19 protein-coding genes and 1 pseudogene are annotated in these 25,492 nt (G+C 69.9%); 13 read left to right on the forward strand and 7 right to left on the reverse strand.

Annotated elements, in window-relative coordinates:
* Nucleotides 1–396, forward strand: coding sequence for a VOC family protein (locus ACQP2E_RS18505; RefSeq protein ID WP_433833307.1), 396 nt, complete (start codon nt 1–3; stop codon nt 394–396).
* Here ACQP2E_RS18505 and ACQP2E_RS18510 read toward each other — a convergent pair.
* Entirely contained in the window at nt 390–1,337 is a 948-nt protein-coding gene (locus ACQP2E_RS18510; RefSeq protein ID WP_433833309.1) for a GlxA family transcriptional regulator, read from the reverse strand. The two genes, ACQP2E_RS18505 and ACQP2E_RS18510, sit on opposite strands and share 7 nt — an antisense overlap.
* 96 nt (nt 1,338–1,433) lie before the next feature.
* Here ACQP2E_RS18510 and ACQP2E_RS18515 point away from each other — a divergent pair, with 96 nt between their 5' ends.
* Nucleotides 1,434–1,868 carry a hypothetical protein gene (locus ACQP2E_RS18515; RefSeq protein WP_433833311.1) on the forward strand — a complete coding sequence of 145 codons (435 nt, stop codon included), beginning with the start codon at nt 1,434–1,436 and terminating at the stop codon, nt 1,866–1,868.
* 1 nt (nt 1,869) lies between these two features.
* Complete coding sequence (locus ACQP2E_RS18520) at nt 1,870–2,103, forward strand: DUF3817 domain-containing protein (RefSeq protein ID WP_433833313.1); 234 nt, start codon at nt 1,870–1,872, stop codon at nt 2,101–2,103.
* A 51-nt stretch (nt 2,104–2,154) separates the two neighbouring features.
* Here ACQP2E_RS18520 and ACQP2E_RS18525 read toward each other — a convergent pair whose 3' ends face one another.
* On the reverse strand, nt 2,155–4,902 hold the full coding sequence (locus ACQP2E_RS18525) for a tetratricopeptide repeat protein (protein ID WP_433833314.1): 2,748 nt from the start codon (nt 4,900–4,902) through the stop codon (nt 2,155–2,157).
* Nucleotides 4,903–5,018: 116 nt separating this feature from the next.
* On the opposite strand from ACQP2E_RS18525, the gene ACQP2E_RS18530 reads away from it, so the two are divergent.
* From ACQP2E_RS18530 to ACQP2E_RS18545, 4 genes are all read left to right on the forward strand, one after another.
* Nucleotides 5,019–5,738: a hypothetical protein gene (locus ACQP2E_RS18530; RefSeq protein ID WP_433833316.1), complete on the forward strand. Its 720-nt coding sequence runs from the start codon at nt 5,019–5,021 to the stop codon at nt 5,736–5,738.
* A complete protein-coding gene (locus ACQP2E_RS18535; protein WP_433833318.1) occupies nt 5,735–6,844 on the forward strand; it encodes a UDP-N-acetylglucosamine 2-epimerase in 1,110 nt (369 codons plus the stop codon). The genes ACQP2E_RS18530 and ACQP2E_RS18535 overlap by 4 nt, the downstream gene beginning before the upstream one ends.
* A gap of 83 nt (nt 6,845–6,927) precedes the next feature.
* Entirely contained in the window at nt 6,928–8,514 is a 1,587-nt protein-coding gene (locus ACQP2E_RS18540; protein WP_433833320.1) for a tetratricopeptide repeat protein, read from the forward strand.
* Nucleotides 8,511–9,443 (forward strand): Gfo/Idh/MocA family protein, encoded by a 933-nt coding sequence (locus tag ACQP2E_RS18545; protein ID WP_433833322.1) that lies wholly within the window; start codon nt 8,511–8,513, stop codon nt 9,441–9,443. Before ACQP2E_RS18540 ends, ACQP2E_RS18545 begins: the two co-directional genes overlap by 4 nt.
* Here the strand turns inward: ACQP2E_RS18545 and ACQP2E_RS18550 are convergent.
* From ACQP2E_RS18550 to ACQP2E_RS18560, 3 genes and pseudogenes are all read right to left on the reverse strand, one after another.
* A complete protein-coding gene (locus ACQP2E_RS18550; protein WP_433833324.1) occupies nt 9,422–10,600 on the reverse strand; it encodes an RNA polymerase sigma factor in 1,179 nt (392 codons plus the stop codon). The genes ACQP2E_RS18545 and ACQP2E_RS18550 overlap by 22 nt on opposite strands.
* A complete protein-coding gene (locus tag ACQP2E_RS18555; RefSeq protein WP_433833326.1) occupies nt 10,588–10,959 on the reverse strand; it encodes a YciI family protein in 372 nt (123 codons plus the stop codon). The genes ACQP2E_RS18550 and ACQP2E_RS18555 overlap by 13 nt, the downstream gene beginning before the upstream one ends.
* A 74-nt stretch (nt 10,960–11,033) precedes the next feature.
* Nucleotides 11,034–11,817: pseudogene (locus ACQP2E_RS18560) on the reverse strand (aldo/keto reductase).
* Nucleotides 11,818–12,033: 216 nt separating this feature from the next.
* Between ACQP2E_RS18560 and ACQP2E_RS18565 the strand changes: the two are divergent.
* Nucleotides 12,034–12,330, forward strand: coding sequence for a hypothetical protein (locus tag ACQP2E_RS18565; protein ID WP_433833328.1), 297 nt, complete (start codon nt 12,034–12,036; stop codon nt 12,328–12,330).
* Between the two features lie 24 nt (nt 12,331–12,354).
* Complete coding sequence (locus tag ACQP2E_RS18570; RefSeq protein WP_433833330.1) at nt 12,355–13,440, forward strand: DUF3616 domain-containing protein; 1,086 nt, start codon at nt 12,355–12,357, stop codon at nt 13,438–13,440.
* Between the two features lie 64 nt (nt 13,441–13,504).
* Here ACQP2E_RS18570 and ACQP2E_RS18575 read toward each other — a convergent pair whose 3' ends face one another.
* Nucleotides 13,505–14,662 carry a TDT family transporter gene (locus ACQP2E_RS18575; RefSeq protein WP_433833332.1) on the reverse strand — a complete coding sequence of 386 codons (1,158 nt, stop codon included), beginning with the start codon at nt 14,660–14,662 and terminating at the stop codon, nt 13,505–13,507.
* A 196-nt stretch (nt 14,663–14,858) separates the two neighbouring features.
* Here ACQP2E_RS18575 and ACQP2E_RS18580 point away from each other — a divergent pair, with 196 nt between their 5' ends.
* Nucleotides 14,859–18,848: a hypothetical protein gene (locus tag ACQP2E_RS18580; RefSeq protein WP_433833333.1), complete on the forward strand. Its 3,990-nt coding sequence runs from the start codon at nt 14,859–14,861 to the stop codon at nt 18,846–18,848.
* On the forward strand, nt 18,845–22,864 hold the full coding sequence (locus tag ACQP2E_RS18585; RefSeq protein WP_433833335.1) for a hypothetical protein: 4,020 nt from the start codon (nt 18,845–18,847) through the stop codon (nt 22,862–22,864). Before ACQP2E_RS18580 ends, ACQP2E_RS18585 begins: the two co-directional genes overlap by 4 nt.
* Nucleotides 22,865–22,882: 18 nt before the next feature.
* Here ACQP2E_RS18585 and nadE read toward each other — a convergent pair whose 3' ends face one another.
* The gene (nadE, locus tag ACQP2E_RS18590; protein WP_433833337.1) at nt 22,883–23,707 is read right to left on the reverse strand and encodes an ammonia-dependent NAD(+) synthetase; all 825 of its coding nucleotides are present in this window, start codon (nt 23,705–23,707) and stop codon (nt 22,883–22,885) included.
* A gap of 66 nt (nt 23,708–23,773) precedes the next feature.
* On the opposite strand from nadE, the gene ACQP2E_RS18595 reads away from it, so the two are divergent.
* Nucleotides 23,774–24,712 carry a LysR family transcriptional regulator gene (locus ACQP2E_RS18595; RefSeq protein ID WP_433833339.1) on the forward strand — a complete coding sequence of 313 codons (939 nt, stop codon included), beginning with the start codon at nt 23,774–23,776 and terminating at the stop codon, nt 24,710–24,712.
* A gap of 45 nt (nt 24,713–24,757) precedes the next feature.
* Nucleotides 24,758–25,417, forward strand: coding sequence for a DivIVA domain-containing protein (locus tag ACQP2E_RS18600; protein WP_433833341.1), 660 nt, complete (start codon nt 24,758–24,760; stop codon nt 25,415–25,417).
* Nucleotides 25,418–25,492 lie beyond the last annotated feature (75 nt).

Consider the following 25,492-nt stretch of genomic DNA (forward strand, 5'->3'; position numbering starts at 1 on the left):
ATGCGTATTCACGTCACCAGCGTCCTCGTCAGCAACCAGGAGGAGGCGCTGCGGTTCTACAGCGACAAACTCGGATTCGTGGTGAAGAACGACATCCCGATCAGCGAAGCCGGCGACCGCTGGCTCACCCTGGTCTCGCCGGAGGACCCGGACGGCGTCGAGTTGCTGCTCGAACCGGACGGCCACCCCGCCGCCAAGCCGTGGAAGGAAGCTCTGGTGAACGACGGCATCCCGTTCACCCAATTCCTCGTCACCGACGTGCAGGCCGAATTCGAGCGGCTCCGCGACCTGGGCGTGCGATTCGTGCAGGAGCCGGCCAGCATGGGCCCGGTCACCACCGCCGTCCTCGACGACACCTGCGGAAACCTGATCCAATTGGTGCAGATGAATCAGTGACGACGGCGGAAAGTGGCCCGATAATTCTGCGGGCTGGTACCGGCGATACGTTTGAAACGGTCCCGGAAAGCGGTCGGGGAGCCGAATCCGACCCGCCCCGAGATCACCTCGACAGGCTCGTCGGTCGCTTCCAGGAAATGCTGCGCCCGGCGAATCCGGGCCCGCAGCAGCCACTGCAACGGTGTCGTTCCGGTGTGCTCACGAAACCGCCGATTGAGCGTACGAACGCTCATGTCGCCGTGCGCGGCGATCTCACCCAGGGTGAGATCGACGTCGGTGTTGTCCTGCATCCATCGCAGCAGCGGTTCGAGGGTGGACCCGCGCGGCGTCGGCGGCTGCTCGGGCACGATGAACTGCGCCTGCCCGCCGTCGCGTTCGAGCGGCATCACCGACAGCCGCGCCGCGTCGGCGGCCACCGCCGACCCATGGTCCCGCCTGATCAGATGCAGACACAGATCGAGCCCGGCAGCCGCGCCCGCCGACGTGAGGAATTGTCCGTTGTCCACGTAGAGCACGTCCGGATCGACGGCGATGTCCGGGAACCGCGACGCGAACTCCCTTGCCGCGAGCCAATGCGTGGTGGCCCGCAACCCGTCGAGCAGGCCGGTCGCCGCCAGAACAAATGCGCCGGCGCAGATGGAGGCCAGCCTGGTGCCGCCGGCGGCGGCTTCCCGCAGATGATCAACAACTTCCTGGGGTACGGGTGACAGCACCTCAGCACAACCCGGCAGGATGATCGTGTCCGCTTCCGGCAGGGTGTCCAGTCCCCACGGCGCCCGCAGGGTGAACGCCCCGGCGTCGACGTTTTCGGTCATCGCACAGACGCGGACCTCGTAGGGCGTGGTCCCGTCAGCGAGCCGGACCCGGTTGAACACTTCGATCGGCGTCGACAGGTCGAACGGGATGACCGTGTCGAGCGCCAGGACCGCCACGATGTGCATACCGGCCACGCTATCGGACGCGTTGGCCAGAACCCGTTGGAGGTGGGCATTCCAGCCACTGCCGATGGCCGTTGCGGATCACTAGCGTTTCCCGGCGTGACAAAGCTCCTTCTCAGCCTGCACGTCCTCGTGGCGATCATCGCGATCGGCCCGGTGACCGTGGCGGCGAGCATGTTCCCGGCGGCCGCACGCCGTTCCACCGGCTCCGATCGCGACCGGACGACGCTGCGCCTGCTGCACCGCATCTGCCGGGTGTACGCCCTGCTCGGCGTGGCCGTACCGGTCTTCGGCCTGGCCACCGCGAGCAGCCTCGGCGTGCTGACCGACGCGTGGCTGCTCGTCTCGATCGCGCTGACCCTGGCGGCCGCCGTGCTCCTCGGCGTGCTGATCCTTCCCGGCCAGAGCAGGGTCCTGGCGGACGAGCCGTCCCGGCCGGCGCGGCTGGGCATGCTGACCGGAATCTTCAACCTGCTCTGGGCCGTCGTCGTGATCCTGATGATCGTCCGCCCCGGCTCCACGACGGGGGCCTGAGATGCGCCGGGCACTGGAGATCGCGGCGCTCGCCGAACTGCTGTCCCTCACCATCCTGCTGCTCAACCTGGCAACCGCCCATTTCCCGGCGATCACCTCATTGGGCGGCCCGGTGCACGGTTGTGCATATTTGTGCGTGGTGATTCTTACGTTGTCGAATCCTGCGGCGACGCGGCGGACGCGACTGTTCGCCGTGATTCCCGGAATTGGCGGTCTACTGGTGACGCGCTTCTGAACTGGTCCCTCGATCGTCGGCACAGCCGTCGTTGACGGCTGCCGCCGGCGACTAAAGCCGTTTCCGGATGCGCAGGTCGAAGGGTTCGAAGCCCAGGCCTTCAATGACGGCGCGGGGCGGGTGCGGCGCCGGACGTGCCGGCTGAGTCGTGGACAGGTGCGAAGGGGTGTTGGTCCCGAGCAGCGAAAGGGCGCCGGGGTGGCGAGGAGCGCTGCCGGTCAGGCTGCCCAGGTCGCTGCTGGCCGCGAGGGTATCGGGGTGGTGAGGGCCCAGCACCCGGGTGAGATCGGCGATCAATGCGGAGTACTCGATGATCGCGCTGGCCTTGTCTCCGGTGTTCGCCACGCAATACGCGATGTTGTGCCTTACCAGCAGCGCGTCGGGATGGTCCGGGCCGAGTGTGGCGACGTAGTCGGTGTGCAGGTCCCGCAGCACAGCGACGGCCTCCTCCGGCCGGCCGGTGCTGTCTCGCCAGCACGCCGCATTATTGCGCATGATCAAGGTTTGCGGGTGGTCGGCACCGAGTAGCTCTGTGTAGTCCCGCACCAAGGCGGTGAGCATCGCCACCGCGGTGGGGCCGCGCCCGGCCTCGCCCGTCCAGCGTGCCCACTCAGCGCGCGCCGCGAAGGTGTCCGGGTGATGATCACCCAGCACGCGGTCCGAATCGGTGACGAGGACCTGGCACATCGCGACCGCTTCAGCGGGTTCCCCGGACTCGCCGACCGATCGCGCGAGCAACAGCCGGCTGATCAGGGTCGCCGGGTGGTCGGCTCCGAGGCTTTGGGTACGGTCGACGACCACCGCCCGGAACAGTCGCACGGCTTCGACGGCGTCGCCGTTGAGCAGGGTCCAGAGCGCCACCCTGCTGCGGGTGTGCAGGGTGTGCTGGTGGCCCGCGCCGAGAGCGTTCGTGCGGTCGACCAGCAGCCGCCGGTAGAGCGCCAGCGCGCCGGCCGGATCACCCGCCAAGCCGGTCAGGGCAGCGACCCGGGCCCGGGTGTGCAGCGTGCGGGCGTCAGCGGGGCCGAACACGCGGGTGCGATCGGCTTCGAGCCGGTGGTACAGCTCCAGGGCTTCGGCGGGCCGGCCACTTTCGCTGATCCACCAAGCGGCGAGGCTGCGGGCCAGGAAGGTGTCCGGATGATCCGGGCCGAGGATTCGTTCCCGGGCCTCGACCACGCCGGTCAGCAGCCGGACGGCGGACCGCGGATCACCGAGCAGGCCTGTGGTGAGGCCGAGTTGATACCGTACGCCGATGGTCTCGACGTGACTCTCGCCGAGGGACGCGACGCTGTAGTGCAGCAGTTCTTCGCAGACCTGGATCGCCTCGCGGAGCCGTCCGGAACCGTTGAGCCAGTGGGCGAGGGTCCGTTTCGCGCTGACAGTGTCCGGGTGGAGTGTTCCCCAGTTCTGTTCGGCGGCCGTCACCGCCTCTCTGGCAGCGGCGACCGCCTCGTGCACTCGGCCGAGCTCGCCGAGGCAGTCGGCGAGCCGGACACCGGCTTCCGGGTTGCTGTTGTCGAACGCTCGCCGCAGGCTTGTCGCGGCCAGGGCCAGCCGGCCGCCGTTCTGGGCGGCGACGCCAACCGAATAGGCCTCGGTCGCGTCGGTGGCCGTGGCCGCTGTTTGCCACACATCCTCGTCGATGTCCTGCAGGTGTTCGGTCTGCTGCAGCCGGTCGACCAGGTAGTCGAAAACCAGGTACCCCCGATCCGGGGTCCCGATGAGCAGACTGGTCTGTCCACGCAGCGTTTCGCAGGCCCAGGCGAAGGCCTCGTCGAGCGGCTCCGGTCGTAGGAGCGCCCCACCACGCTCTGCCAGGTGTCGTTCGTGCAGCCGCACCAGGATGTCGCGGGAGACCGGGCTGAACATGCCGACACGACGGCAGTCCACCGCCGCCGCCACCAACGCAGCCGCCCGTGGGTGGGTGCCCGGCGCCCACCCGTCGATCCAGTCCCGGAGCAGGTCCGGGCCGTCGGCGAGCACTTCCGCGAGGCCGAACTGGTTGCCGTACGGCAGCGCGTGCGCGATTCGCGGATCGGCGGCAAGCGCCGCTGCCCGGGAGAGCTCCCGATCGCTCCACAACCGATCGACTTTGACGGAAGCGGCCTGGTCGATCAGGGTTCGCCCGTCGCGGAGGTCGATGCGGCTCTCGGTGTCGGCGGCCTTCTGGCGGCGCGCGGCGAATCGGCCGAGTTCCTCGGTACGCATGGTCGCGACGATGCGGCGCTGCGACCGGCCGTCGAGGCGCATCGTGGTCAGCAGTGCCGCGGTCAGGCCGTTGGTGCCCAGGTACCGTTCCAGGTCGTCCAGCCACAGGACGCTGCGGCGGGTCCTGGCGAAGACATCGAGCAGGTCGGTGAGCGGCGCGGCCGCCGACGGCACCAGGAGCAAGTGGCGGGGGAGGTGCTGGCGCATCGCCTCATATGCGGCCCGGGTCTTTCCGGCGGCGGACTCGCCGACGACCAGCACGAATCCGTGCCGCTTCAGCATAAGGCCCAGTTCACGGTCGATGTCCCGCTCGACATACGCCGGCGACCGGCTCGTGCCGATCTGTTCGGCCGGATGCACGCCGAGTGCGATGGGGTCGGTGTGAGTGCGGACCTTGACGGGCCTGAACCGGTTGCCACCGTCACCGCGGTTGCCGCGGACCGTCAGAACGGTGAGCACAATGGTTCCGAGCAGACAGGCAGCGAAGAGTGGACGTGCGAATCGGGCGATGTCCGGCGGAATCTGGTCGCTGAGCAGGTTGGTGACGATCCCGGTGAAGAGACCGAGCACGGCTGTCAGCACGGTCACTGTCAAGAGCTTGGGGTGCCGGCGCACCGTGCCTCCCGATAGGCGGATGTGGACCTGTCATCATGCCTCCTGGGACCGACATGAGCATCTGACGACAGTGGAAGGGGTGGCCGCCGGTGCCCGAATCCGTTGTCGCCCCCAGCGCCATCATCGGACCGGACGTGGTCATCGGCGACGGTTGCGAGATCGGACCGAACTGTGTGATCGAGGGCGCCGTGACCATCGGTGACCGAACGGTGCTCGCCGCCGGCTGTATGGTCGGCACCCGAGGCCGCCCGGGCCTGCGGCAGGGCGGGATGCCGGCCGGCCGGGTCGAGATCGGAGCAGACGTCCTGCTGCTCGAACACGTCGTGGTCAACGCGCCGCTCGCTGAGGTGACGCGAATCAGTGACCGATCGTCAGTCGGCCCGCTGGGTTTGATCGCTCACGACGTCGAAATCGGCACCGACGTCATTGTCGCGGGGCACGTGGCCCTGGGTGGATACGTGAGTGTCGGAGACCGGGCCAACCTCGGCCTCGGGGTGCGCGTGCATCCCCGGCTGGTGGTTGGCGCGTTCGCCATGTGCGGCATGGGCGCAGTGGTCACCCGGCACGTATCCCCGGGCGTCACGGTGCAGGGGAACCCAGCCCGGGCGGCAACCGTCAACGCCATCGGCCTGCAACGCGGCGGCATCGGCGCGGACGACCAGGCCGAGTGGGAGGACGCGTTGCGCTCCGGGCGGCCACCTCGGCCAGGCGGCGCGCTGGCTGCCCACGTCGAGATGTTTCGCGGACGGACAGCCCGATGGGGCCGGGCCCGGCCGGCTCTACCGGACCACCACTGGCTGTCCCCGTGATCAACCTGTGCGTGATCGTGGCGGGTGTCCGGCCCCAGTACATCAAGGCGGCCGCTCTGATGTACGAACTGGACCGCTGGGAGGATCGTTCCGGCCGGCATCTGCCCCGGTTGGTGATCGACACCGGTCAGCACCACGCCGCGACACTCGCCGGCCGCCTTTTCGACGAGCTCGGGTTGCGCCCTGGGGTACGGCTCACGCATGCGGACCGGGGTACCCCGGCTGCCGTGCTCGCGAGCACCCTGACGCAGCTTGACGGGCTGGCCCGGGACTGGCCGCCGGGGACGACGATGGTGGTCTTCGGCGACGCGAATCCGGCCGTGGCCGGCGCGCTCACCGCACGGTTGGCGGGGCTGCGGCTGGTGCACGTCGAGGCTGGCGAACGGCGAGACCCGCAGGAACAGGAGGACTTCAACACCCGGCTTGTCGACCTCACAGCAGACCTGGCACTGTGCGTGACCCGGCAAGCAGTGGACAATCTGGCAGCCGAGGGCTTCAGGGGCGAGGTGCTGCGGACCGGTGACCTCGCGTATCGCTGGTTCCTGCGGATGAGCGAGGAGGCCGGTGCGGGCGAGGAAGCCGGTGCGGGCGAAGAGGCCGGTGCGGGCGAAGAGGCCGGTGCGGGCGAAGAGGCCGGCGCACTGGTCACCATGCACCGCCCCCAGCACATGCGATGGGAGTTCCTGCGGCACGTGGCGGAGACGCTCTGCAACCGGGGCGTTCCGGTTCGATGGGTCTCGCATCCGCGTGCCGCCCCGCTGTTGCCGCGGGCTCTGGCCGGTCTGCCGGTGGTTGTGCTGCCGGAGCAGGGATACCGTGCCTTCCTGCGCGCGATCCGCTCGGCTCGTTTTCTGGTGTCCGACTCGGGCGGAGCCATCCGGGAGGCGCATCTGCTCGGCACTCCAGTGATCACTGTGCGTGACGCCGGCGCCTGGCCGGTGCTGGACGGCTCTGCCACGGTCCGGATCCGCTCCGATCTGCGTGGTCTGGCGGCGGCCGCAGACTGGGCGATGACGGCTGTCCACCGGGTGCCGGTGGGCTCACCGTTGGCCGACGTGACGGCCATCGATGCCGGAATCGATCGGCTGATCATGCCGCTGAGCTGAGCGCCGGTCGCAGCAAGGAAGTTCCGGAGTCCGCAAACCCATGGCATTCTGAGGATCGAAGCCTTCGAACATTGGCAGTGAACATGGCTGAGAGCTCGGAGCACGACCGTCGGCTTGCCTTCGGCTCCGACGACCCGGCCGAGGCCTTTGCGTTCGGCCTCGCCGCCCAGCGCGGCTACGACCTGGCCGCCGCTGCCCAGGCCTTCCATGTTGCCTTCGCCGGGGGCTTGCCGGACGCCGGGGTGCCTCTCGCGGACTGCACCGGCGAACTCGGCCACCTTCAGGAAGCGGTCGCGCTAGCCCGTGGTGCGGTCGACACCATGGTCCGGGCGCACGGACCGGGACACCCTAAGACGATCACCGCGAAACGCACGTTGATCCATTGGATGAACGAGGCCGGGCACCTGCGCCGGGCGGCGGTGATGTGCGCGGAGTTCCTCAGCGAGAGCATTGACAGTCTCGGTCCCGATCACGCCGAGACCCTGGCGATGCGGTACGAGTCCGGCCTGATCACGGGAATGCTGGGTGACCCGCGCCGAGCCGCCGAGGTCCTCGCCGCTGTGGTGTCGGGCCGCACCCGGACGCTCGGCGCCGCACACCCGGAAACCCTGCTCGCCCGCAGCGTTCACGCTCGTTGGATCGGCGAGAGCGGGCGGCCGCGCGATGCCATGGAGTTGTACCGCGATCTGGAACGGGACCGGGCTCTCGCGGTCGGTGCCGACGATCCGCAGACATTGCATACCCGGGCCCGGCTCGCGTACTGGACCAGTCTTGCCGGCGATCCGGCACGGGCTTTGGAGCTCTATCGCAAGCTGCTGGCCGACCGTGCACGGGTGCTCGGCCCGGATCACCAGCACACCTTGCACACCCGCAGTCGGGTGGCACTCTGGACGGCGATCAACGGCGATCCGCGGTCAGCGGCCGACCAGTTCCGTTCGGTGATCGCCGACCGGATCCGGGTACTCGGCCGCGACCATCCGGCCACCTTGATCAGCCGGTTGTTTCATGCCCGCTGTCAGGGTGAGCTCGGCGACGTCGCCTCGGCCGTCGCCGAGAGCGAGCTCCTCAAGCGCGACTACGTCCGCGTCCTTGGACCCGATCATCCCGACACTTTCGCCGCCCGCGCCGAGCATGCGCGATGGGTCGGCGCGTCGGGGCTCCCTGACCAGGCGGCCGATCTCCTCGGTGCTCTGGCCCTCGTGAGCGGCCACGTGCTCGGCGCGGCGCACCCGTTGACCCTGGCGTTCCGCAACAACGCCGCGTACTGGCTCGATGAGGCCGGCCAGGACGCTGTGGTGGTGTTCGAAACACTCGCGGCCGATTGCGGGGACGCGCTCGGCGAGGACCACCCGGACACTCTGCTGGTCCGGCTCAATCTCGGTGACTGTCTCGGGAACACCGGTCGAGCAGCGGAGGCGGCAACACTGTTGGAGGAAATCGTCGATCGTTGCCGGCGTGTGCTCGGGCCGGAGCACCCCGACACCCAGGCGGGGCGGGCGGTTCTCGCGTACTGGCGCGGCGCCCGCCGGTCTCGACCGGAGGCGCCGTCTTTCCCGCCGCAGCCGGCGCCACGCGTTGCGGTAGCGCCAGTGACCGCCCGGCCACCGCGCGCGGTCGTGGACGGACTCGGCCTCGAACCGCACGACCTGCGAATGCGCAAGACCCGATGAGGGTTGGTCTGGTCGGGTTCGGCGATGTGGCTGGTAAGTACGCCGACTATCTCGGCAGGGGCTTCGATCCGCCCGATCTGCTCTTCGCCGACAGCGACCCCGCTGTCCGGGCGCGCCTAGCCGACGCCGGTCGACCGGCCGTGGACAACCTGACGGGACTGCTCGCCCAGGCTCCCGACGCCGTGATGATCCTGACTCCGCCAGACACCCATGTGGCGCTGGCGATCGAAGCGGCCGCCGGGGGCGTCGCCGTGCTGGTGGAGAAGCCACCGGCCCTGCGCGTTGCCGACCTCGATCGGATGGAATCAGCCGAAGGCCGCGTGCGCTGCATCATTCCGTACCGTTCGATGCCTGTTTTCGGCCACGCTGCGGCGTTCGCTCGCGACGGCGGCCGCATCGATCTACGGCTGGAGGTCAACTGGCCACGACACGACAGCTATTTTGCCAAGCCGTGGCGGCGAGACCTGCAGCGCGGCGGGGGACCGCTGTGGAACACCTTCTTCCATCACGTTGATCTGGCCGCGGAACTGCTTCGGCAGGGCCGTGACGAACCGATCGAAGCGATCGTCCATCTGCTCGACGCGCACCGGGCCGACCTCGACCTTCACGGTCCGGCGGGAGTGGCCCGGCTGCGTCTGTCGACGGCACTCACCGCCAGCATCGAGCGTTGCGAGGTCCGGTGCGATGGCCGAACCCTGCTCGCCGAGGGCTTGCGCTGCAGTGAGCGGATATCGATCGGCCATGATGTGTTGCATGAGTCGGATCGAGAGACTGTCGCGGGCCATTTCACCCGTGCCGCCCTTGCCTCGCTGCGCGGCGGACGTGCCCACGAGCCGCACGAACTCCGCTCGACCGTGGCGCTACTGGAATCCGTGCATGCCGGTAGCAGCAGAACCGCGTCACCGGCTCAGAGGAGTGATCGAAGGTAATCCCGCTCGGCCGGATCGTTGGCAAGTGTGATCGCTGCGGAATACTCCACCTTCGCCTCCGAACGGCGCCCGAGCCGAGTGAGCAGATGGGCGCGGACCGCGCGGGCCGGCTGGAAGCGGCTGCCCTGCGCGCCGGCCGCGGACAGCAACGCATCGAGCAGCTCCAGCCCGGCGGCCGGCCCGTCCGTCTCGGCGGTGACGGCGGCCAGGGCGACACCGCCACCGAGCGACGGCGCGAGCGTGTGCAACGCCCGGTGCAACCCGAGCAGCGTCCGTGGATCGGCCGCGCCGGCGCAGTGCATCGCCTGGATCGCTGCCTCCAGCTGGAAACGGCCGACCCGTCCCTGCGCGTGCGCCGCCCGCAGATGCTCGTGCGCCCGCTCGATCAGACCCCGGTCCCACAGCGCCGGATCCTGATCGGACAGCGGCACGAACCGGCCGTCGTCGAGCCGCGCACCGGCCCGCGCCTGCGACAGCAGCACCAGCGCGGCCAGGCCACGCACTTCCGGATCACCGGGCGCGAGCTGCGCGAGAACCTCACTCAGGTGCAGAGACTCCGAGGGTACGCGTCCCGCGCCCGCCCCATCGATCACATGCGCGCCGTAAACGGCCTCCAGCACGGCCGCCATCCGGTCCGGCAGCACCTCCCGCCCGGGGATCCGGAACGGGATGCCGGCCGTTGTGATCCGCTTTTTCGCGCGTACCAAACGGGTGGCCATCGTGGCCGCCGGCAGTGAGAAGGCCCGGGCGATCTGTTCGGCGGTGTGTCCGAGCACGGTGTTGAGCATCAGCGGGGTGTGCACGGCCCGGTCGATCGCCGGATGCGCGCAGACCAGCATCAGTTCGAGCCGCCGATCGGGGAGCGCGTCGAGGGAGTCGAAGTACGCCGGCGCGTCCCGGTCCGGGTCGAGCGCGACGGTCCGGCGCACCGCGGCGGACTTCCACCAGTCCCGCAGCCGATTACGGGCCACGGCGAGCAGCCACGCGTCCGGGTTGGCCGGAACACCCTGCTCAGGCCAGGTACGCACGGCCCGCTCGAACGCGTCAGCGAGGGCGTCCTCGGCCGCGGCGACGTCGTTGGTGGCCGCGCAGAGCAGGGCGAGGAGCCGCCCGTAACTGTCCCGGGCGGCCACCTCAGCGCCGGCTAACGGGTCCATGCACCGTCGAGGAAACTCGTTGCGACCGGCCGGATCTCCACAGCGCCCCACTGCGCGCCGGGACATCTCTCCGCCCAGCCGATCGCCGCGTCGAGGTCCGGCACGTCGACCAGGAACACTCCGGCCAGGGCTTCCTTGCTCTCGGCGAACGGACCGTCCTGCACCCGCAGGTCACCGTCCGGCCGGCTCACCGTCGTCGTGACCATCGACGGGGTGAGTACGTCCGCGGAGAGGAGAACGCCGGCCTGCCGTAAGGCTTTCGCGTACGCGTCGAAGGCGTTCTGGGCCTCGCGCATCATCTCCTCGCTCAGCTCGCCCTCGCCCGGCTCCCGGTAGTGCATCAACAGCGCGTAACGCATGACCCGATCCTTCCCGTTGGCTGCTTCCACCACGATGACGACTCAGCACCCTGCCAATCGTCACCCGCGCCGGATCAGATCCAGACGGGCACGTTCTGGCCGGCGTACCGGGCGCCGTGGCCACCTGCCGGGAGGATCTCGCTGATCGCGGTCAGGTCGGACTCGGTCAATGTCAGGGCGGCGGCGCCGATGTTCTCCTCGACCCGCTTGATGCTGCGGGTTCCCGGGATCGGCACGATGTGCGGGCCCTGGGCGAGGAGCCACGCCAGCGCCAGCTGCGCCACTGTTGCTCCCTTTTCGGCGGCGAGGGCGCTCAGTGCGCGTACCGAAGCAAGGTTCTTCTCGTAGTTGCCGGGCTGCCACCGGGGGTCGTGGCGGCGCATGTCGGTCTCGTCGTAGGCCTCGGCCGGCTGCGCGGCGCCGGTGATGAAACCGCGGCCGAGCGGCGAGTACGGCACGAAGCCGATGCCCAGCTCGGTCAGAGCAGGGAAGAGGGTTTCGGCGTCGCGTTCGAAGAGGGAGTACTCGGTCTGCAGCACCGAGACCGGCTGGACCGCGTGCGCTTTGCGGATCGTTTCCGGTCCGGCCTCGCTGAGCCCGAAGTACGCTGTTCTCGACGACCTCGCGGATGTGGTCCGGCCGGCTGTCGAAGCCGTATTCGCGGGTGAAGCCGAACTTGGTGGCGATCACGATGTCGTCGCGGAAACCGGCGACAGCCTTGCCGACGGCCTTCTCGTTCTCACCCCAGCCGTAGAGCCCGGCGGTGTCGAAGAACGTGACGCCTAGCTCGTGGGCGCGCCGGATCGTGGCGATGCCCTCCTGCTCGTCGCCGGGGCCGTAGGCGAGATGCAGCCCCATGGCGCCGTATCCGAGTGCGGAAACGGTCAAGCCCTGCTGTCCGAGTGTCCTGTGCCGCACGAGAAGCTCCTGCCGAGTTGACCAAACCAAAAACGCATCTACGCCTATTACCGCAGCAAAGAAGCCCTCTGCCAGCAGGTTCTGGCGCGGGAGATCGCCGCCATCACCGAGGCGGCCCGCCTCGACCCCAAAGACCTTCCCGGGTACGCGGGACGTATGCACGACTACGTCAGCAGCCACCCCGAGCAGGTCCGGCTGCTGAAGTGGACCCAGATGGAACCGCAACCTGCCGATCCCGATCCGGACGACCCGGTCCGTCTCTCCACCGCTCGCAAGATCGAGAAGGTGCGGGCCGCTCAGCAGGCCGGTGACCTGGACCCGTCGTGGAACCCGAGCGACATCCTGATCTTCGTGAGCCAGCTGGCCATGTCCCCGGTGGGCCGGGACGCCGTTGTCGCAGCCGTGGACCGACTGTTCCCGCCTGCTGACCGGTCTTCCGATCCTGCGACGTGACTCCGGCTGCCACCATGTGACCTTGTGACAGTTGAACGGACGGTTCTCCTCTGGTTCGGCCAGGCCTCGCAGGACGCGGCCACCCACACGAACCTTTCCGCGGTGCGTACCGACGGCAAGGTGATCTGGCTGGCCGGTGACGAGACCGCCTCCATCGAACGCCTCACCGCCAACGACGAGCTCAAGCCCACCGAGTACGGCGACGAGCGGACCTTCCGCCTCGCCGACTTCGTGACGCTGCCCGGCCAGGACCCGGACGAGGAAGCCGACATCGAGGGCATCGCCCGCACCGGCCGGTTCCTCTGGGCGGTCGGCTCGCACAGCCTGCGCCGCCGTCAGATCAAGGACCGCCACTCCGGAGCGAAAGCGCTCAAGCGCCTCTCCCGGATCACCGGCCAGGACAACCGCCAGCTCCTGGTACGCATCCCGGTCGTCGACGTCGACGACCTGCCCACCCTGGTCCCCTCCGCGTCGTACGACGGTGTCGTCCATCAGGCCGCGAGCCTCGCCCCGCACGAGAACCTGCGCGAGCTGCTGCGTTACGACGAGCACCTGTCGGCGTTCCTGGCGATCCCGAGCAAGGACAACGGCCTGGACATCGAGGGCATCGCGGTCCAGGGCGACCGGGTCTACCTCGGCCTGCGCGGCCCGGTCCTGCGCGGCTGGGCGTTCGTCCTGGAGATCCGTCCGTACGTGAACCCGGCCGAACCGGCGCGCCTGCGGCTGCGCGAGTTCGAGGACGGGATGCCGTACCGCAAGCACGTGCTCGACCTGGACGGCCTGGGCGTCCGCGACCTCTGCCCGTCCGGTGACGACATGCTCATCCTGGCCGGCCCGACGATGGATCTGGACGGTCCGGTCCGCATCTACCGCTGGCTGGACGCCTGCCATGCCGAGATGCCGGAGATCGTCCGCGCCGACAAGATCCGGCGCGAGCGGGAGCTGACGTTCGGCGAGGGCGACGACCACGCCGAGGGCATCGGCCTGATCGGTCCGGCCGAGGACGGCCGCCTGCTTGTCGTCTACGACAGCCCGGCGGCCGCCCGGATGACCGGCGAGGGCGCGATAGTCGCCGACATCGTCCGCCTGCCGGCACCAGCGGGGTCGTGAGACACCGGACGGCCGGCATCGTCGTGGCGACCGCACCCCACCGGCACGGTGCGGCTGACGACGGTCACCGGCCGGGTCGGCCCGTTCGGAACGTCTCCCAGCCTGGTGAACTGACCAGGGTCCGGACACCGACGGTCAGCCAGGCGGCGACCAGCGCGACGTAGAGGACCACCGCCACCACCTCGAACATCACCGAGCCCGTGTGGGCGGCCAGCGCGGACGTGCCGGTGACACAGGTGCCGACCGGGAACGTGAACGACCACCAGGTCGGCGAGAACGGCAGCCCCTGGCGCGCGGTCCGCACGGTCACGGCCGCCGCCAGGCTCGCCCACAGGCACGCAAAACCCCAGAGGGGCACGCCCAGGACGATCCCGAGCGCTTCAAACCCCTGCTGGTACGCGTGCGGAAGCGCCGTCCCCGCGACCCCGCCGAGCAGGTTCGCGGCGGTAACGGCCTGGCCGATCGGGCCGAGGACGATCCAGAGCGCCGGCACCATCCGGGCCGGGCCGATCGCGTGCAGGGCGAGCCGCTGCCAGATCATCGTGATCGTGATGAGGGCGGCGACCAGGCTGAGCCCGAACATCGCGTAGCAGCCGAGCAGCAGGGAGAGCCGTGCCTGCCCGGCCGGGGCGTGCGGGACCAGCAGCGCCCCGGTGGCCGCCGAGACCATCGGCGCCACGACCGGCATGAGCCAGCCACCGAAGGCCGCGGTTCTGTCGCCGATGCCGGCATCGGCATCGGCATCGGCGGCGTGCCGGGTGAACCGCAGGTAGGGCACGGCCACCGCCGCGAACAGGCCGGCCCCGGTGCCGGCGAACCAGAGCGTCCAGGCGATGGCGAGCGCGCCCGCCGGCCCGATCAGGGCCGGGCCGAACTGCAGCGTTCCAGCACCGACGGTCAGCACGGCCATCGGCGGGGCGCCGTAGAAGTGCGCCATCACCGGGTCGGCCGCGTGATCCAGAACGGTTCGCCAGCGCCGGGCGGCGAGGGTGAGCAGGAGGACCAGCAGGGCCCCGGCGAGCAGCCACACCACTGTCGCGGCCGGGCGCAGAACCGATCCGCCGACCGGCAGCGACACCGCGGCGGTGGCGACGATGCCGGTACCCATGACCGACGCGAACCAGTTCGGCGTGATCGCCCGCTTTTCGGACGGCGTCGCGGGGATGATCGCGCGGCGCGGGGACGGCGTCGGCCGGAGCAGGGGTTCGGCGTAGGGGCTCACGATTACACGATCGCGGAGGTCCGGCCCGCCCGGTAGCAGGCATGTTGTTGTGGAGACACAAGCTGAGCTTGTATCCCCGTACCATCTCCGGTGGTGACCTGGGCCCGGCGCGAGCCGGACCTGACCGCCTGGCCGGTGCTCGAATTGATCGATCGGGTGATCGGGCGTGACGCCGCCGTCGCTCTATGGTGGACGCGTGACGGTCGCCTCCCACGACGATCCCGAGGCGCGAAAACTGCGGGTTCTCGCCATCGGGATCGGCGAATTCGGCGGCGACGGTGACTCTGAGGAAGGCCCCGGTGACCGATCGTTGCCGTTCGCGGCTGAGCGGGCAGATGAGGTAGCGGCCGCGTTGTCCGGTTTCGGCTATCAGCGGCACGTCCCGGAGACCGGCTCCGACCTGTCCGGGAACGCGATCGAGGAGCTGATCCGGGGAGCGTTCGACGGGCTCGGCGCCGACGATCTGCTGGTCGTGCACGTGGTCAGTCACGGTTATCTGAATGCCGCCGGCTCACTGTGCGTTCTCGGTCCCGACGGGCTCGAAGCAGGCTTCAACAACGTTGATTCCCTGGTGCAGCGGGTCGACAGTGACGCTCGTTTACCCCGTACCCTCTTCCTGCTCGATCTCTGCCATGCCGGGAGCGTTCCGCGCGCCGCATGGCAGCTGGTTTCGCTCAAGAAACGCCGCGCGTGGGTGATCGCGGCGTGCGACGCGAACGCGTCGGCGTTCGCCGGACGATTCAGCAGAGCGGCCGCTTCCGTTCTGCGCGACGGCGTCGCCGACATCGGCCCGGCCACGGCGTTCATTCCGCTGCGAACGGTGGCCCGCGAGATCCGGCGTGAGGTGGTCGCGCTCGCTGCCCGGGAACGCGGCCTGTCCCAGGAGGTCACGTCCAGCCTCGTGGATCTGGCCGAGGACGTGCCGGACCTGCGGTTCTTCCGGAACCCCCGGTTCGTGACCGCGCCGATCGTGCAGGCCCGGCCCCGGGTGGACAGCGGCGTCGCGCCATTTCTGGCGGACGTGGACGAGGCGCTGGACGCCTCGCATTTCATGACCCGGGCCTCCGGATTCGGCGGCGCGGCGGCCGGCTGTTTCAGCGGCCGCGACGACGAATTGCAGATCCTGTCGGACTGGTTCGACGGGCACGATTCCCACCGTTTCCGGGTCGTCACCGGTGGTCCCGGTGCCGGTAAATCCGCTCTCGTCGGCATTCTGGTCTGCGCGGCGCATCCTGTTCTGCACGTGCCCACCCGGCCGGTGTGGCGAAATGTGCGGCGAACCCCTTCGGTGCAGCGGCAATTCGCTGCCGTGCATGTGCGGCATCGGACACTCGCCGAGGTGACCGGGTCGCTGATCGCCCAGTTCGGACTGTCTCCGGACGAGCCTTTGCTGGCGCAGATGACGTCGCTGTCGTCCGAGGTCCCGATCGTCGTGATCGACGCCCTGGACGAGGCCTCGGACCCCGCCGCGCTGGTGTCGTCGCTGCTCCTGCCGCTGGCAACGGCGGTCCGGGCCGACCGGCAGCCGATCTGCCGGTTGCTCGTCGCGATGCGGCCCTGGGAGGAGTTCGCCGAGCTGACCGCTGCCGCCGGGGACGGCCTCATCGATCTCGACACGGTCCCGCAGCGACAGCTCAAGACCGATCTCAATCAGTACGTGGATCGGCTCCTGTATGCGTTCCCGCCCTATGACGAGGTGCCCTTCGCGGGAGCGCGGGCGACCTTCGCGGCCGGGGTGGCGGAGGTCCTCACCACCGGCGACCGCCCCACGGGCGCGTTCCTGGTCGCCGGGATGTACGCCCATCACCTGGTCACCGCCTACAAGCCGGTCGCCGAGACGGAGAAGGCGTGGGAGATCGCCCGGCGGGTGCCGCGGTCCCTGGAGGACCTGCTGGAGCTGGACCTGTCGACGCGGACCGAAACACCGTGGCTGCGTCCGATCCTGGCGGCCCTCGCCCACGCGCGCGGCGAGGGCATGCCGGCGGTGCTCGCCGGCGCCGCGGCACGAGGGCTGGTCCCGGGCGTGCCGGGACCGACCCGCGACGAGATCGACGAGGTGGTGGGGTCGGCGGGCCGGTTCTACCTGCGCCAGTCGACCGATGTGGACGGGACGTCGCTGTACCGGCTGTTCCACCAAGGGCTGGCCGATCACCTGAAGGCCCGGCCGGTCGCCGGGCCGGGAGATTTCTCGGGCGTGCCCCGGAAGATGTTCGCGGCGATGCTCGACCACCTGGATCCCGGCGGGTGGGGTGTGCGGCGATGGGACCTGGCCGAGCCCTATCTGCTGCGGCACGCGGTGGATCTCGCCCGGGACGCGGGAGCCGTTGATGAGATGGTCGAAGACGCGGAATTCCTGGTTCACGCCGGCCCCGGGGACGCGCCCTGGATCGAGGAGCGCATCGGGGCGCCCATCGTGCCGGTTGGCGACGAGCGCCGGACCCAGTTCGCGATCTCGGCCTCGATCGCCGGTGACCAGAGGGCTGCCGAAAGGTTCTTCCGGCGGCCCGGCGGGCAAGGGCTCGCGTGGAGTCCGATCTGGTCCACGTCGTGGCGGCTGCGCGCGCCCGGTACGGCGGCGGTGAACGAGACAGTAGTGGTCAGCGCCGCGGCGGTCGGCGACGACGGCATTATCGCGGTCGCCTTCGAGGGGCAGGTCGACGTGTTGTCGGCGTCCGGCGTGCGGCTCGCGACCCTCAGCAGCGGATGGCGGCCGTCGCGGATGGTCTTCGGGAATGTCGCGGGACGGCCGGTTCTTGCCACGTTCGGTGACGGTGACGCCAGGCTCTGGGACTACCGGAACGGCCGGCAGGTGGCCGGCCTACCCATGCCCGACTCCGATCACGATTGGATCCGGGCTTCCGTCCTGTGGGGCTTCCCGATCGATGTGTTGCTGCCCGACCCGCCGGGTGAGGACCGGGCGATCGTCGGTGGTGTGCTGGTCTCCGTGTGGTTCACGCCGGAGGGCGGCCTCCGGACCAGGGTCGACCTGGCCGAGGGCTCGGGTTTCGTGCGGTGCTTCTCCCTCGGCGGAGTGCCACACGCGGTCCGATGGGACAGCGCCGGGCACGACGTGACGGTGTGGAACCTGGCGAGCGAGTCCGTGGTTCGCCGGATCGTGATGCCCCGGCCCTGCGTCGACGTGATGCCGGCCGGCGAGGGGGATCTGGTGGTCAGGACGGGGGAAGCCGTCACCTACCTGCGTGCTGAGCCGCCACCGGCGGCGGCTCGCCGGCCCGCTGCGGTCCCTTCCCCGCGTACGGCACGATTCAGCACACTTGATGACCGGATCAAGCAGGTGATCGAGGAGTTCGCCGCATCAGACGAGGTGCGGCGGTTGCTCGGCCCGGACGCCGTGGCCGGCAGCGCGCCGGCGGAGCGATGGCTGTCGTTTCATCTCGGCCTGCTGCGGCTGCCGCCCAACCTCAGCGCGGAGTGGCGCAGTCGTTTGTCGCTGATAACCATGCCCCAAGGATGGTTCACTCCGGACGAGGGCTGGACCCGGCTGCCGTCCGAGCGGGGCGGGAACACGATTCTCGTCCCCGCGTTCCACGACGTGCCCGGGGTGGTCGCGAGTGGTGACGTGCCCCCGTCGGAGAAGGTTCAGGTGGTGGTGCGGGATCCGGCCCGACCATCGAGGCCATGGCCGCGGTCCGCGGTGAGGGACTACCCGGAGATCGGGGTGGTCGCCGACCAGATGCTGTGGCTGGCGTCGGCCGATCGCACGGCGATGCTCGCCACGGGGCAGGCGCTGGCACCGGCGACGGATGCCCAGGACTGGTTCACGAAACTGCTGGCTGACCGGATCGCCGACTTCAATCGGGCCAACGGCGGGGAACTCCTGGTGTACCAGTCCGCCCGGGTCGCCGAGGCGCTCCGCTCGATCGTGCACACGCCGGCACCCGCGCGTGGAAGCTGGATCGACACGAGGCGGCGCCTCCCGATGAGCCTCGTCCAACTCCTGGCCGAACGGCACGCGCCCGATCTCACGGTCAGCGAGCCCCGGACCACCGAGATGTACCGGGACGTCCGGGCGCGAGGCATGACGGATTTTCAGCAGGACATCGCGGTGGCCGTCACCGAACCCGGTGACATCGGACGGGTTCTCGACGTCCTGCGGCCGGCGCTGCTCGGTCCCGCCGGTGGGGCGCATCGGTGGGGCCGGGTCATCTACGGGCGCGACTCGTGACCGGCGCACCACCGGGTCGGCTGCGGGTTCTCACGCTCGGGATCGAGCGGTTCGGGGCGCGGGTCGATGCCGAGGAGGGGCCCGGTGGGCGGGCGCTGGCCTTTGCGCCGGGTCGGGCCGACGATGTCGCCGACGCGCTGGGGTCGTACGGATATGTGCGGATCCCGGCCGGTGAGGACCTCGCCGGAGACGCGATCACCGACCTGATCCGGGACGCCTGCGAAGGGCTCGGCGCCGACGATCTGCTCATCGTCCACGTGGTCAGCCACGGCTATCTGAACGCCGGGGGTTCCCTGTGCATTCTCGGACATGACGGTCTCGAGGCAGGATTCAACAACGTTGATGCGCTGGTGCAGCGGGTCGACAGTGATGCTCGTTTACCCCGTACCCTGTTTTTTCTTGATCTGTGCCATGCCGGAAGCGTGCCGCGCGCGGGATGGCAACTGGTGGCCCTCGCGAAGCGAAGGGCCTGGGTGATCGCGGCCTGTGAGGCGAACCAGCAGGCCTACGGCGGGCGGTTCAGCACGGCTGTCGCGAACGTGTTGCGCAGGCTGCACGCGGGCGGGCTGGACATCGGGCCGGCGACGCCGTTCATTCCGCTGCCGACGGTGGCGCGGGAGATCCGGCGCGAGGTGATCAGCCTGGCGGCCCGGGAGAACGAGCTGGCGCAGCAGGTCACGTCCAGTCTGGTGGATCTCGCGGACGACCCGGTCGACCTGCCGTTCTTTCCCAATCCGCGGTTCGTGACCGCTCCGATCGTGCAGGCGCGGCCGCGGGTGGACAGTGGCATCGAGCCGTTCCTGGCGGATGTGGACGAGGCGCTGGACGCGTCGCACTTCATGACGCGGGCGTCGGGTTACGGGGGAGCGGCGGCCGGGTGTTTCAGCGGGCGTGAGGACGAGCTGCGATCACTGTCGGACTGGTTCGACGGCGTTGATGCTCGGCTGCTACGGGTTGTCGTCGGTGGTCCGGGATCCGGCAAGAGTGCGCTCGTCGGGGTGGTGGTGTGTGCGGCGCACCCGGTCCTGAGCGGGCCCACCGAGCCGGTGTGGCGGCATGTGCAGCGGGTGCCGCGGGTGAATCGGCGGTTCGCGGCCGTGCACGCGCGGCATCGAACCGTTGCCGAGATCAGCGCGTCGCTCATGAACCAGCTGGGTCTCTCCGGCGACGAGCCACTGCTGACCGAGCTCGAATCCGGCGAGCCGCCGATCGTGGTGATCGACGCGCTCGACGAGGCGGAGAAACCCGGCGATCTGATCGATCAGCTGCTGCTGCCGCTCCTGACTATCACCCGCAAGGACGGCAAGCCGATCTGCCGGATGCTCCTGGCGATGCGGCCGTGGAGCGAGTTCGGGCGGATTCTGGGCATGGCACGCTCGGACGACAGCCTGGTGGACCTCGATCAGGTGCCGGTCGACCGGCTGAGCCGGGAGCTGGACGGGTACGTCTACAAGCTGCTCTACGCCTACCCGCCCTACGACAAGCGGGAGTACGCCGGCGCCCGGGCGACCTTCGCGCAGGGTGTCGCGGAGACCTTGACCTCCGAGGACCGGCCGCCGGGACCGTTTCTGATCGCCGGGATGTATGCGCACCACCTCGTCACCGCCTACCAGCCGATCGAGGAGAACCGGAAGGCGTGGCACATCGCCCGGAAGGTGCCGCGGTCGCTGGAGAGCCTTCTCGAACTAGATCTTTCGACCCGGGAGGCGAGCCCCTGGCTGCGTCCGATCCTGACGGTCCTCGCCCACGCACGCGGGGAGGGGATGCCGGTGAGCGTCGCGGAGGCGGCGGCCCGGCGTCTCGCCCCGGCGTCGCCCGGTCCGTCAAGCGACGAGATGCTGAAGCTGGCCGGGTTCTACCTGCGACGAGCCACCGATGTCGACGGGATCTCGGTGTACCGGCTGTTCCATCAAGGTCTGGCCGACCACCTGCGGCGTCAGCCGGGTCCCGACGGGCCGGCCGCCGATGAGGTCGCCGCGCTGATCTTCGAGGGCCTGCTTGATCATCTGGACCCGGGTGGGTTCGGTGTCCGGCGATGGGACCTGGCCGTGCCGTACCTGTTGCGGCACGCCGTGCAGCACGCCCAGGAGGCCGGACAGGTCGCCGGCCTCCTGACCGACCCGGAGTTCCTCGTCCAGGCCGATTTGGATCAGCTGGACATTGCCGGGGCGGATTGGCTTCCGGCGGTGGAGAATTTGGCTGCCGCCGGTGACGAACGGCGGACCCAGCTGGCCGTGGCCGCCTCCATCCATGGCCAGGACGAACTCGTGGACAGGCTGTCGAGGCGGACGGACGGGAACGGGCTGCCGTGGAGCCCGGCCTGGTCGACGCGGCCACCCGCGGACATGACAGCCGAGGCGATCGCGGCCGGCGACGACGGCACCGTCGCGGTGGCCTACAGCGGGGGCATTGTCGCCCTGCTGGCTGCGGGCACCGGGAAAAGCATCATCGGGGTCGCCTCCGGCAGCAGACCCCGGCGCGTCGGGATCGGCTTCCTCGCCGGTCGGCGTGTTCTTGTGACGGACGCCCAGGATGAGATTGCCCTCCGGGACGGTGTGAACGGCGCCTTGGTCCGAACCCACCAGGAAGCCGCCTCCAACGACGATTGGCAGAGTGCCGCCGCCGAATGGGGTTTGCCGGTTGAAGCCCTGCCGCGTGCCGCGCCGAACGAGGACCGGGCGATTGTGAATGGTGTCCTGGTCACGGTGTGGTTCCAGGGTGACGACGGCGACCTGCGTGTCGGTAGCCCGGTCACCAAGCCAGGGACCCGCTTGCGCTGCTTCACGGTCGGCGGGGTCGCGCACGCGGTCAGCTTCGACACGGTGAGCACCTCGAAGTGGAATTTCTACCGTCATCGCCGTGACCTGTCGGTATGGAACCTGGAGCGGGGCACGCTGGTCAGGCGGATCGTGCTGCCGGACGAGTGCCTTGATGTGGCGCCCACTCGAGACGGTGACCTGCTGGTGCGGATGCGGGACGCGGTGACGTACCTGCGGGCGCAGCCACTGCCGGTGACCGTGGAAAACGAGCCGGCAACGGTGATGGTGGTGAGCGGGTCCCGGCCGGAGCCGCCCGAGGTGGGCCCGTCTTTTGATGTCACTTACGAGGGCGCGATCGACTCGTCGGAAGGGCTTCTGCTGTTGAGACGGAAGATCGCGTGGGCGTTCGAGGACTTCGTGGCATCGAGCCGGGTGCGTGAACGGCTCGGCGACGAGCCGATCTCCGGGGCAACGGCTCATCAGCAGTGGATCTCGTTCCACCTCGGTCTGCTGCGGCTGCCGGAGGACCTGCTCGCGTACTGGCGTTTCCGGATCGGCCACAACGTTCCGCCCGAGTGGATGACACCCGGCGAGGGCTGGGTTCATCTGATGGCCGACGTGGATGAGCCGGTCGTCCTCATCCCGGCCTTCCACGACCAGGTGGGCGTGTTCGCCAGCCGAGAGGGGATGCTCGTCGAGTACATCAAACGAATTTGGATCGGCCGGCCATTTCCTGCCTCAGGCGGCATTGGTGCCGCGGCGACGCAGATGCTGTGGCTCGCCAGCGAGGATCCTCGTGCGTTCTACGCCTCGCCGAAGGGCCTCGTCCCGATGGAGGAGGCGATCGACAGCTTCACGACCGATCTCGGAGATCAGATCATCGCTCTGCGCAGCGCGGAGGCCTTCAACGACGACGCCACCGTCGTGTCCCGCGCCGCGAAGCTCGCTGACGTGCTTCGATCGGTCGTCCACCTCCCGCTTGCGGCCCCGGACAGCTGGTGGGCCACCGTCCGGGCTCAAGCGATGGACTACGTGCGGCAGGTCGCCGGGAAACGTGCGGCTCAGCTGGCAGTGGTCGATCTGCGTATCGGGCGCTCGTACGCGGACGTGGTCGCCGCCGGTGACTCTGATCCGGCCGATGACATCACGCTTCCCGAGGGCGCGGCGGACAGCGGTGTGGTGGCCGACTGCCTGCGTCCGAGCCTGCGGTCAGAGGCCGGCGTTCACGCGCCCGGCCGTGTCATGCGCGGGTCGTAACGGCCGGGTGAGGCACGATCAACGCCACCAGTCGTCCAACGGGGTGACCGGGAGCGCTCGCTTGTGGCGGGTGGCCCGGAACAGATCCTCGACCCGCTTCGAGACCGCCGCCGTGACCTGCCCGCCCTCCAGGTAGTCGTCGATCTCGGCGTAGGTCAGGCCCAGCGCCTCCTCGTCCGGCAGCGCCGGCCGGTCGTCCTCCAGGTCGGCGGTCGGGACCTTCTGCCAGCAGCTCTCCGGCGCACCCAGCTCCCGCAGCAGCGCGGCGCCCTGGCGCTTGGTCAGGCCGGTCAGCGGGGTCACGTCGACGCCGCCGTCGCCGTATTTCGTGAAGAAGCCGGTCACTGCCTCGGCCGCGTGGTCGGTGCCGACGACCAGGGCGTTGAGTTCACCGGCGAGGGCGTACCACAGCAGCATTCGCTCGCGGGCCTTGATGTTTCCCCGGACGAAGTCGCGCAGTGTGTAGAGGTCCAGGCCGGTCGCGGCAGCGGCCGCTGAGGCGTCGGCGCCGGGTTTCACGTTGACCGCGACCGACCTGTCCGGCTCGATGAAGCCCAGTGACACCTGGGCGTCGTGCTCGTCCGCCTGGACGCCGTAGGGCAGCCGGACCGCCACGAACGTCGCGTCGCGGCCGCCGGCGCGCAGCTCGGCGCACGCGAGCTGGCACAGCCTGCCGGCGAGGGTGCTGTCCTGGCCGCCGCTGATGCCCAGTACGTAACCGGTGGCCGGAGTGGACCGCAGGTAGTCCTTCAGGAAATCGACCCGGGTGCGGACCTCCGACGCGGGGTCGATGGTCGCCTTCACGCCGAGCTCGGCGATGATCTGCTCACGAAGGTTAGCCACCCGACGAACTCTAAGGGGTCTGCTGGTCACCGAAGGTCGCTGCGGTGACCCGTACCCTCGGGGGTTGTGACCTTGAGCCCCCGGATGCCGGACCTCGCCGCCCTGGAGATGCTGCTCGCGGTGGCCCGGACCGGAAGTCTCAGCGCTGCCGCCCGCGAGGTCGGCCTCAGTCAGCAGGCGGTGTCGGCGCGGCTCGCCGCGCTGGAGGGGCGGACCGGCGTGCGCCTGGCCACCCGCACCCCGCGCGGCGCCGAGCTCACCCCGCAGGGCGCTGTGGTCGTCGAGTGGGCAGACCGGTTGCTGCAGCTGGCCGCCGAGGTGGACGCCGGGCTGGCGGCGCTGCGTGAGGACAGCCGGAGCACGCTGCGGGTCAGCGCCAGCCTCACCGTCGCCGAGCATCTGCTGCCGGGCTGGCTCGTGGGGCTTCAGGCCGATGCGGCGCGGCGCGGGCAGACGCCGATCCGGGTGGTGCTGACCGCCACGAACAGCGACCACGTCATCGAGCAGGTCCTGGAGAACACCGCTGACCTCGGGTTCATCGAGGGGCCGAAGGTGCCGCGCGGCCTGCGCAGCCGGGTGGTGGGCCACGACGAGCTGGTGCTTGTCGCGCCACCGGGGCATCCGTGGGCGCGGCGCCGGGAGCCGGTGACCGCGTCCGAGCTGGCGGCGGCCGCGATGGTCACCCGGGAGCCCGGGTCGGGAACCCGGGACTATCTCACCGCCGCGCTGCGCGAGGCGCTGGGCGGCGAGGTACGCCAGGCGGCCCCCGTCCTCGAACTGTCCACCGCGGCCGCCGTCCGGGCCGCGGTGCTCGCCGGAGCGGCACCGGCCGTGGTCAGCCGCCTGGCAGCCGGTGACGATCTCCGATCCGGGCGGCTGCGCCACGTGCCGATCACGGGACTGCGCCTGGAACGTGACCTTCGTGCCATCTGGGCCGGTCCGCGGGTCCCACCTGCCGGTGCTCTGCGGGCACTGCTGACCCACATCAGTGCTTCGAGCGCGTAGGCTGGGCTGCGCCTTGCCGAACCGATGCCCCGCCTGAGGAGCAGGATGCCACTCACCCCTGCCGACATACAGAACATGGCCTTCAAATCGCCGCCGACCGGTCGGCGCGGTTACGGCGAGGAAGAGGTCGACGCCTTCCTCGACGAGGTCGAGCAGGAGCTTTCCCGCCTCATCGAGGAGAACAGCTCGCTGCGCGGCCGGGTGACGACCCGCCCCGACCGTCCCGACAGGCCTGACGAGGACCTCGCCCAGTTGCGTGGCATGCTCGCTCAGCTCGCCGCCGAGCGGGACCGGGCCGAGCAGTACGCCGGCGACCTGCAGGCGGAGCTGGAACGGGCACGTGCCGCCGGCCCCGCGGGGGGCGCCGGAGGAGGCGACGAGCGGAACCTGCGCGTGCTGATGATGGCGCAGCGCACCGCCGACGATCACCTGCGTGAGGCCCGGAGCGAGGCTGACGGCCTGGTCGCCGAGGCGCAGGCCCGCGCCGACCAGTTCGTCGCCGAGGCCCGGGTCTCGGCGGAGAACCTCGAGGCCACCGCGCAGCGCGACCACGGTGTGGCGCTGTCCAACATCGTGGTCGAGCGGGCCGCCCTGGAGCAGGAGATCGGCCAGCTCGGCCAGCTGGCGTCGACATATCTGGCGGCCTTGCGTGACCATGTGGACCGCCAGCTGCGCGACGCGGACGCGCCCAGCGACTATCAGTGACGCCCGGCTGAGGGTCGTGCCCGGCGATAACGGCCTGGCGCGACCCCGAACCGCCGTTTGAACGCGGCGGCGAAG

Source organism: Actinoplanes sp. CA-015351 (assembly GCF_050955685.1).
In the GTDB taxonomy this organism is placed as follows: Bacteria; Actinomycetota; Actinomycetes; order Mycobacteriales; family Micromonosporaceae; genus Actinoplanes.

Bases quoted from the DNA above. Each gene is read 5' to 3' on its own strand.
- ACQP2E_RS18505 (WP_433833307.1), top strand. From the start codon at position 1: ATGCGTATTCACGTCACCAGCGTCCTCGTCAGCAACCAGGAGGAGGCG.
- ACQP2E_RS18540 (WP_433833320.1), top strand. From the start codon at position 6,928: ATGGCTGAGAGCTCGGAGCACGACCGTCGGCTTGCCTTCGGCTCCGAC.
- ACQP2E_RS18555 (WP_433833326.1), bottom strand. From the start codon at position 10,959: ATGCGTTACGCGCTGTTGATGCACTACCGGGAGCCGGGCGAGGGCGAG.
- ACQP2E_RS18600 (WP_433833341.1), top strand. From the start codon at position 24,758: ATGCCACTCACCCCTGCCGACATACAGAACATGGCCTTCAAATCGCCG.
- ACQP2E_RS18565 (WP_433833328.1), top strand. From the start codon at position 12,034: ATGCACGACTACGTCAGCAGCCACCCCGAGCAGGTCCGGCTGCTGAAG.
- ACQP2E_RS18510 (WP_433833309.1), bottom strand. From the start codon at position 1,337: ATGCACATCGTGGCGGTCCTGGCGCTCGACACGGTCATCCCGTTCGAC.
- ACQP2E_RS18520 (WP_433833313.1), top strand. From the start codon at position 1,870: ATGCGCCGGGCACTGGAGATCGCGGCGCTCGCCGAACTGCTGTCCCTC.
- ACQP2E_RS18545 (WP_433833322.1), top strand. From the start codon at position 8,511: ATGAGGGTTGGTCTGGTCGGGTTCGGCGATGTGGCTGGTAAGTACGCC.
- ACQP2E_RS18550 (WP_433833324.1), bottom strand. From the start codon at position 10,600: ATGGACCCGTTAGCCGGCGCTGAGGTGGCCGCCCGGGACAGTTACGGG.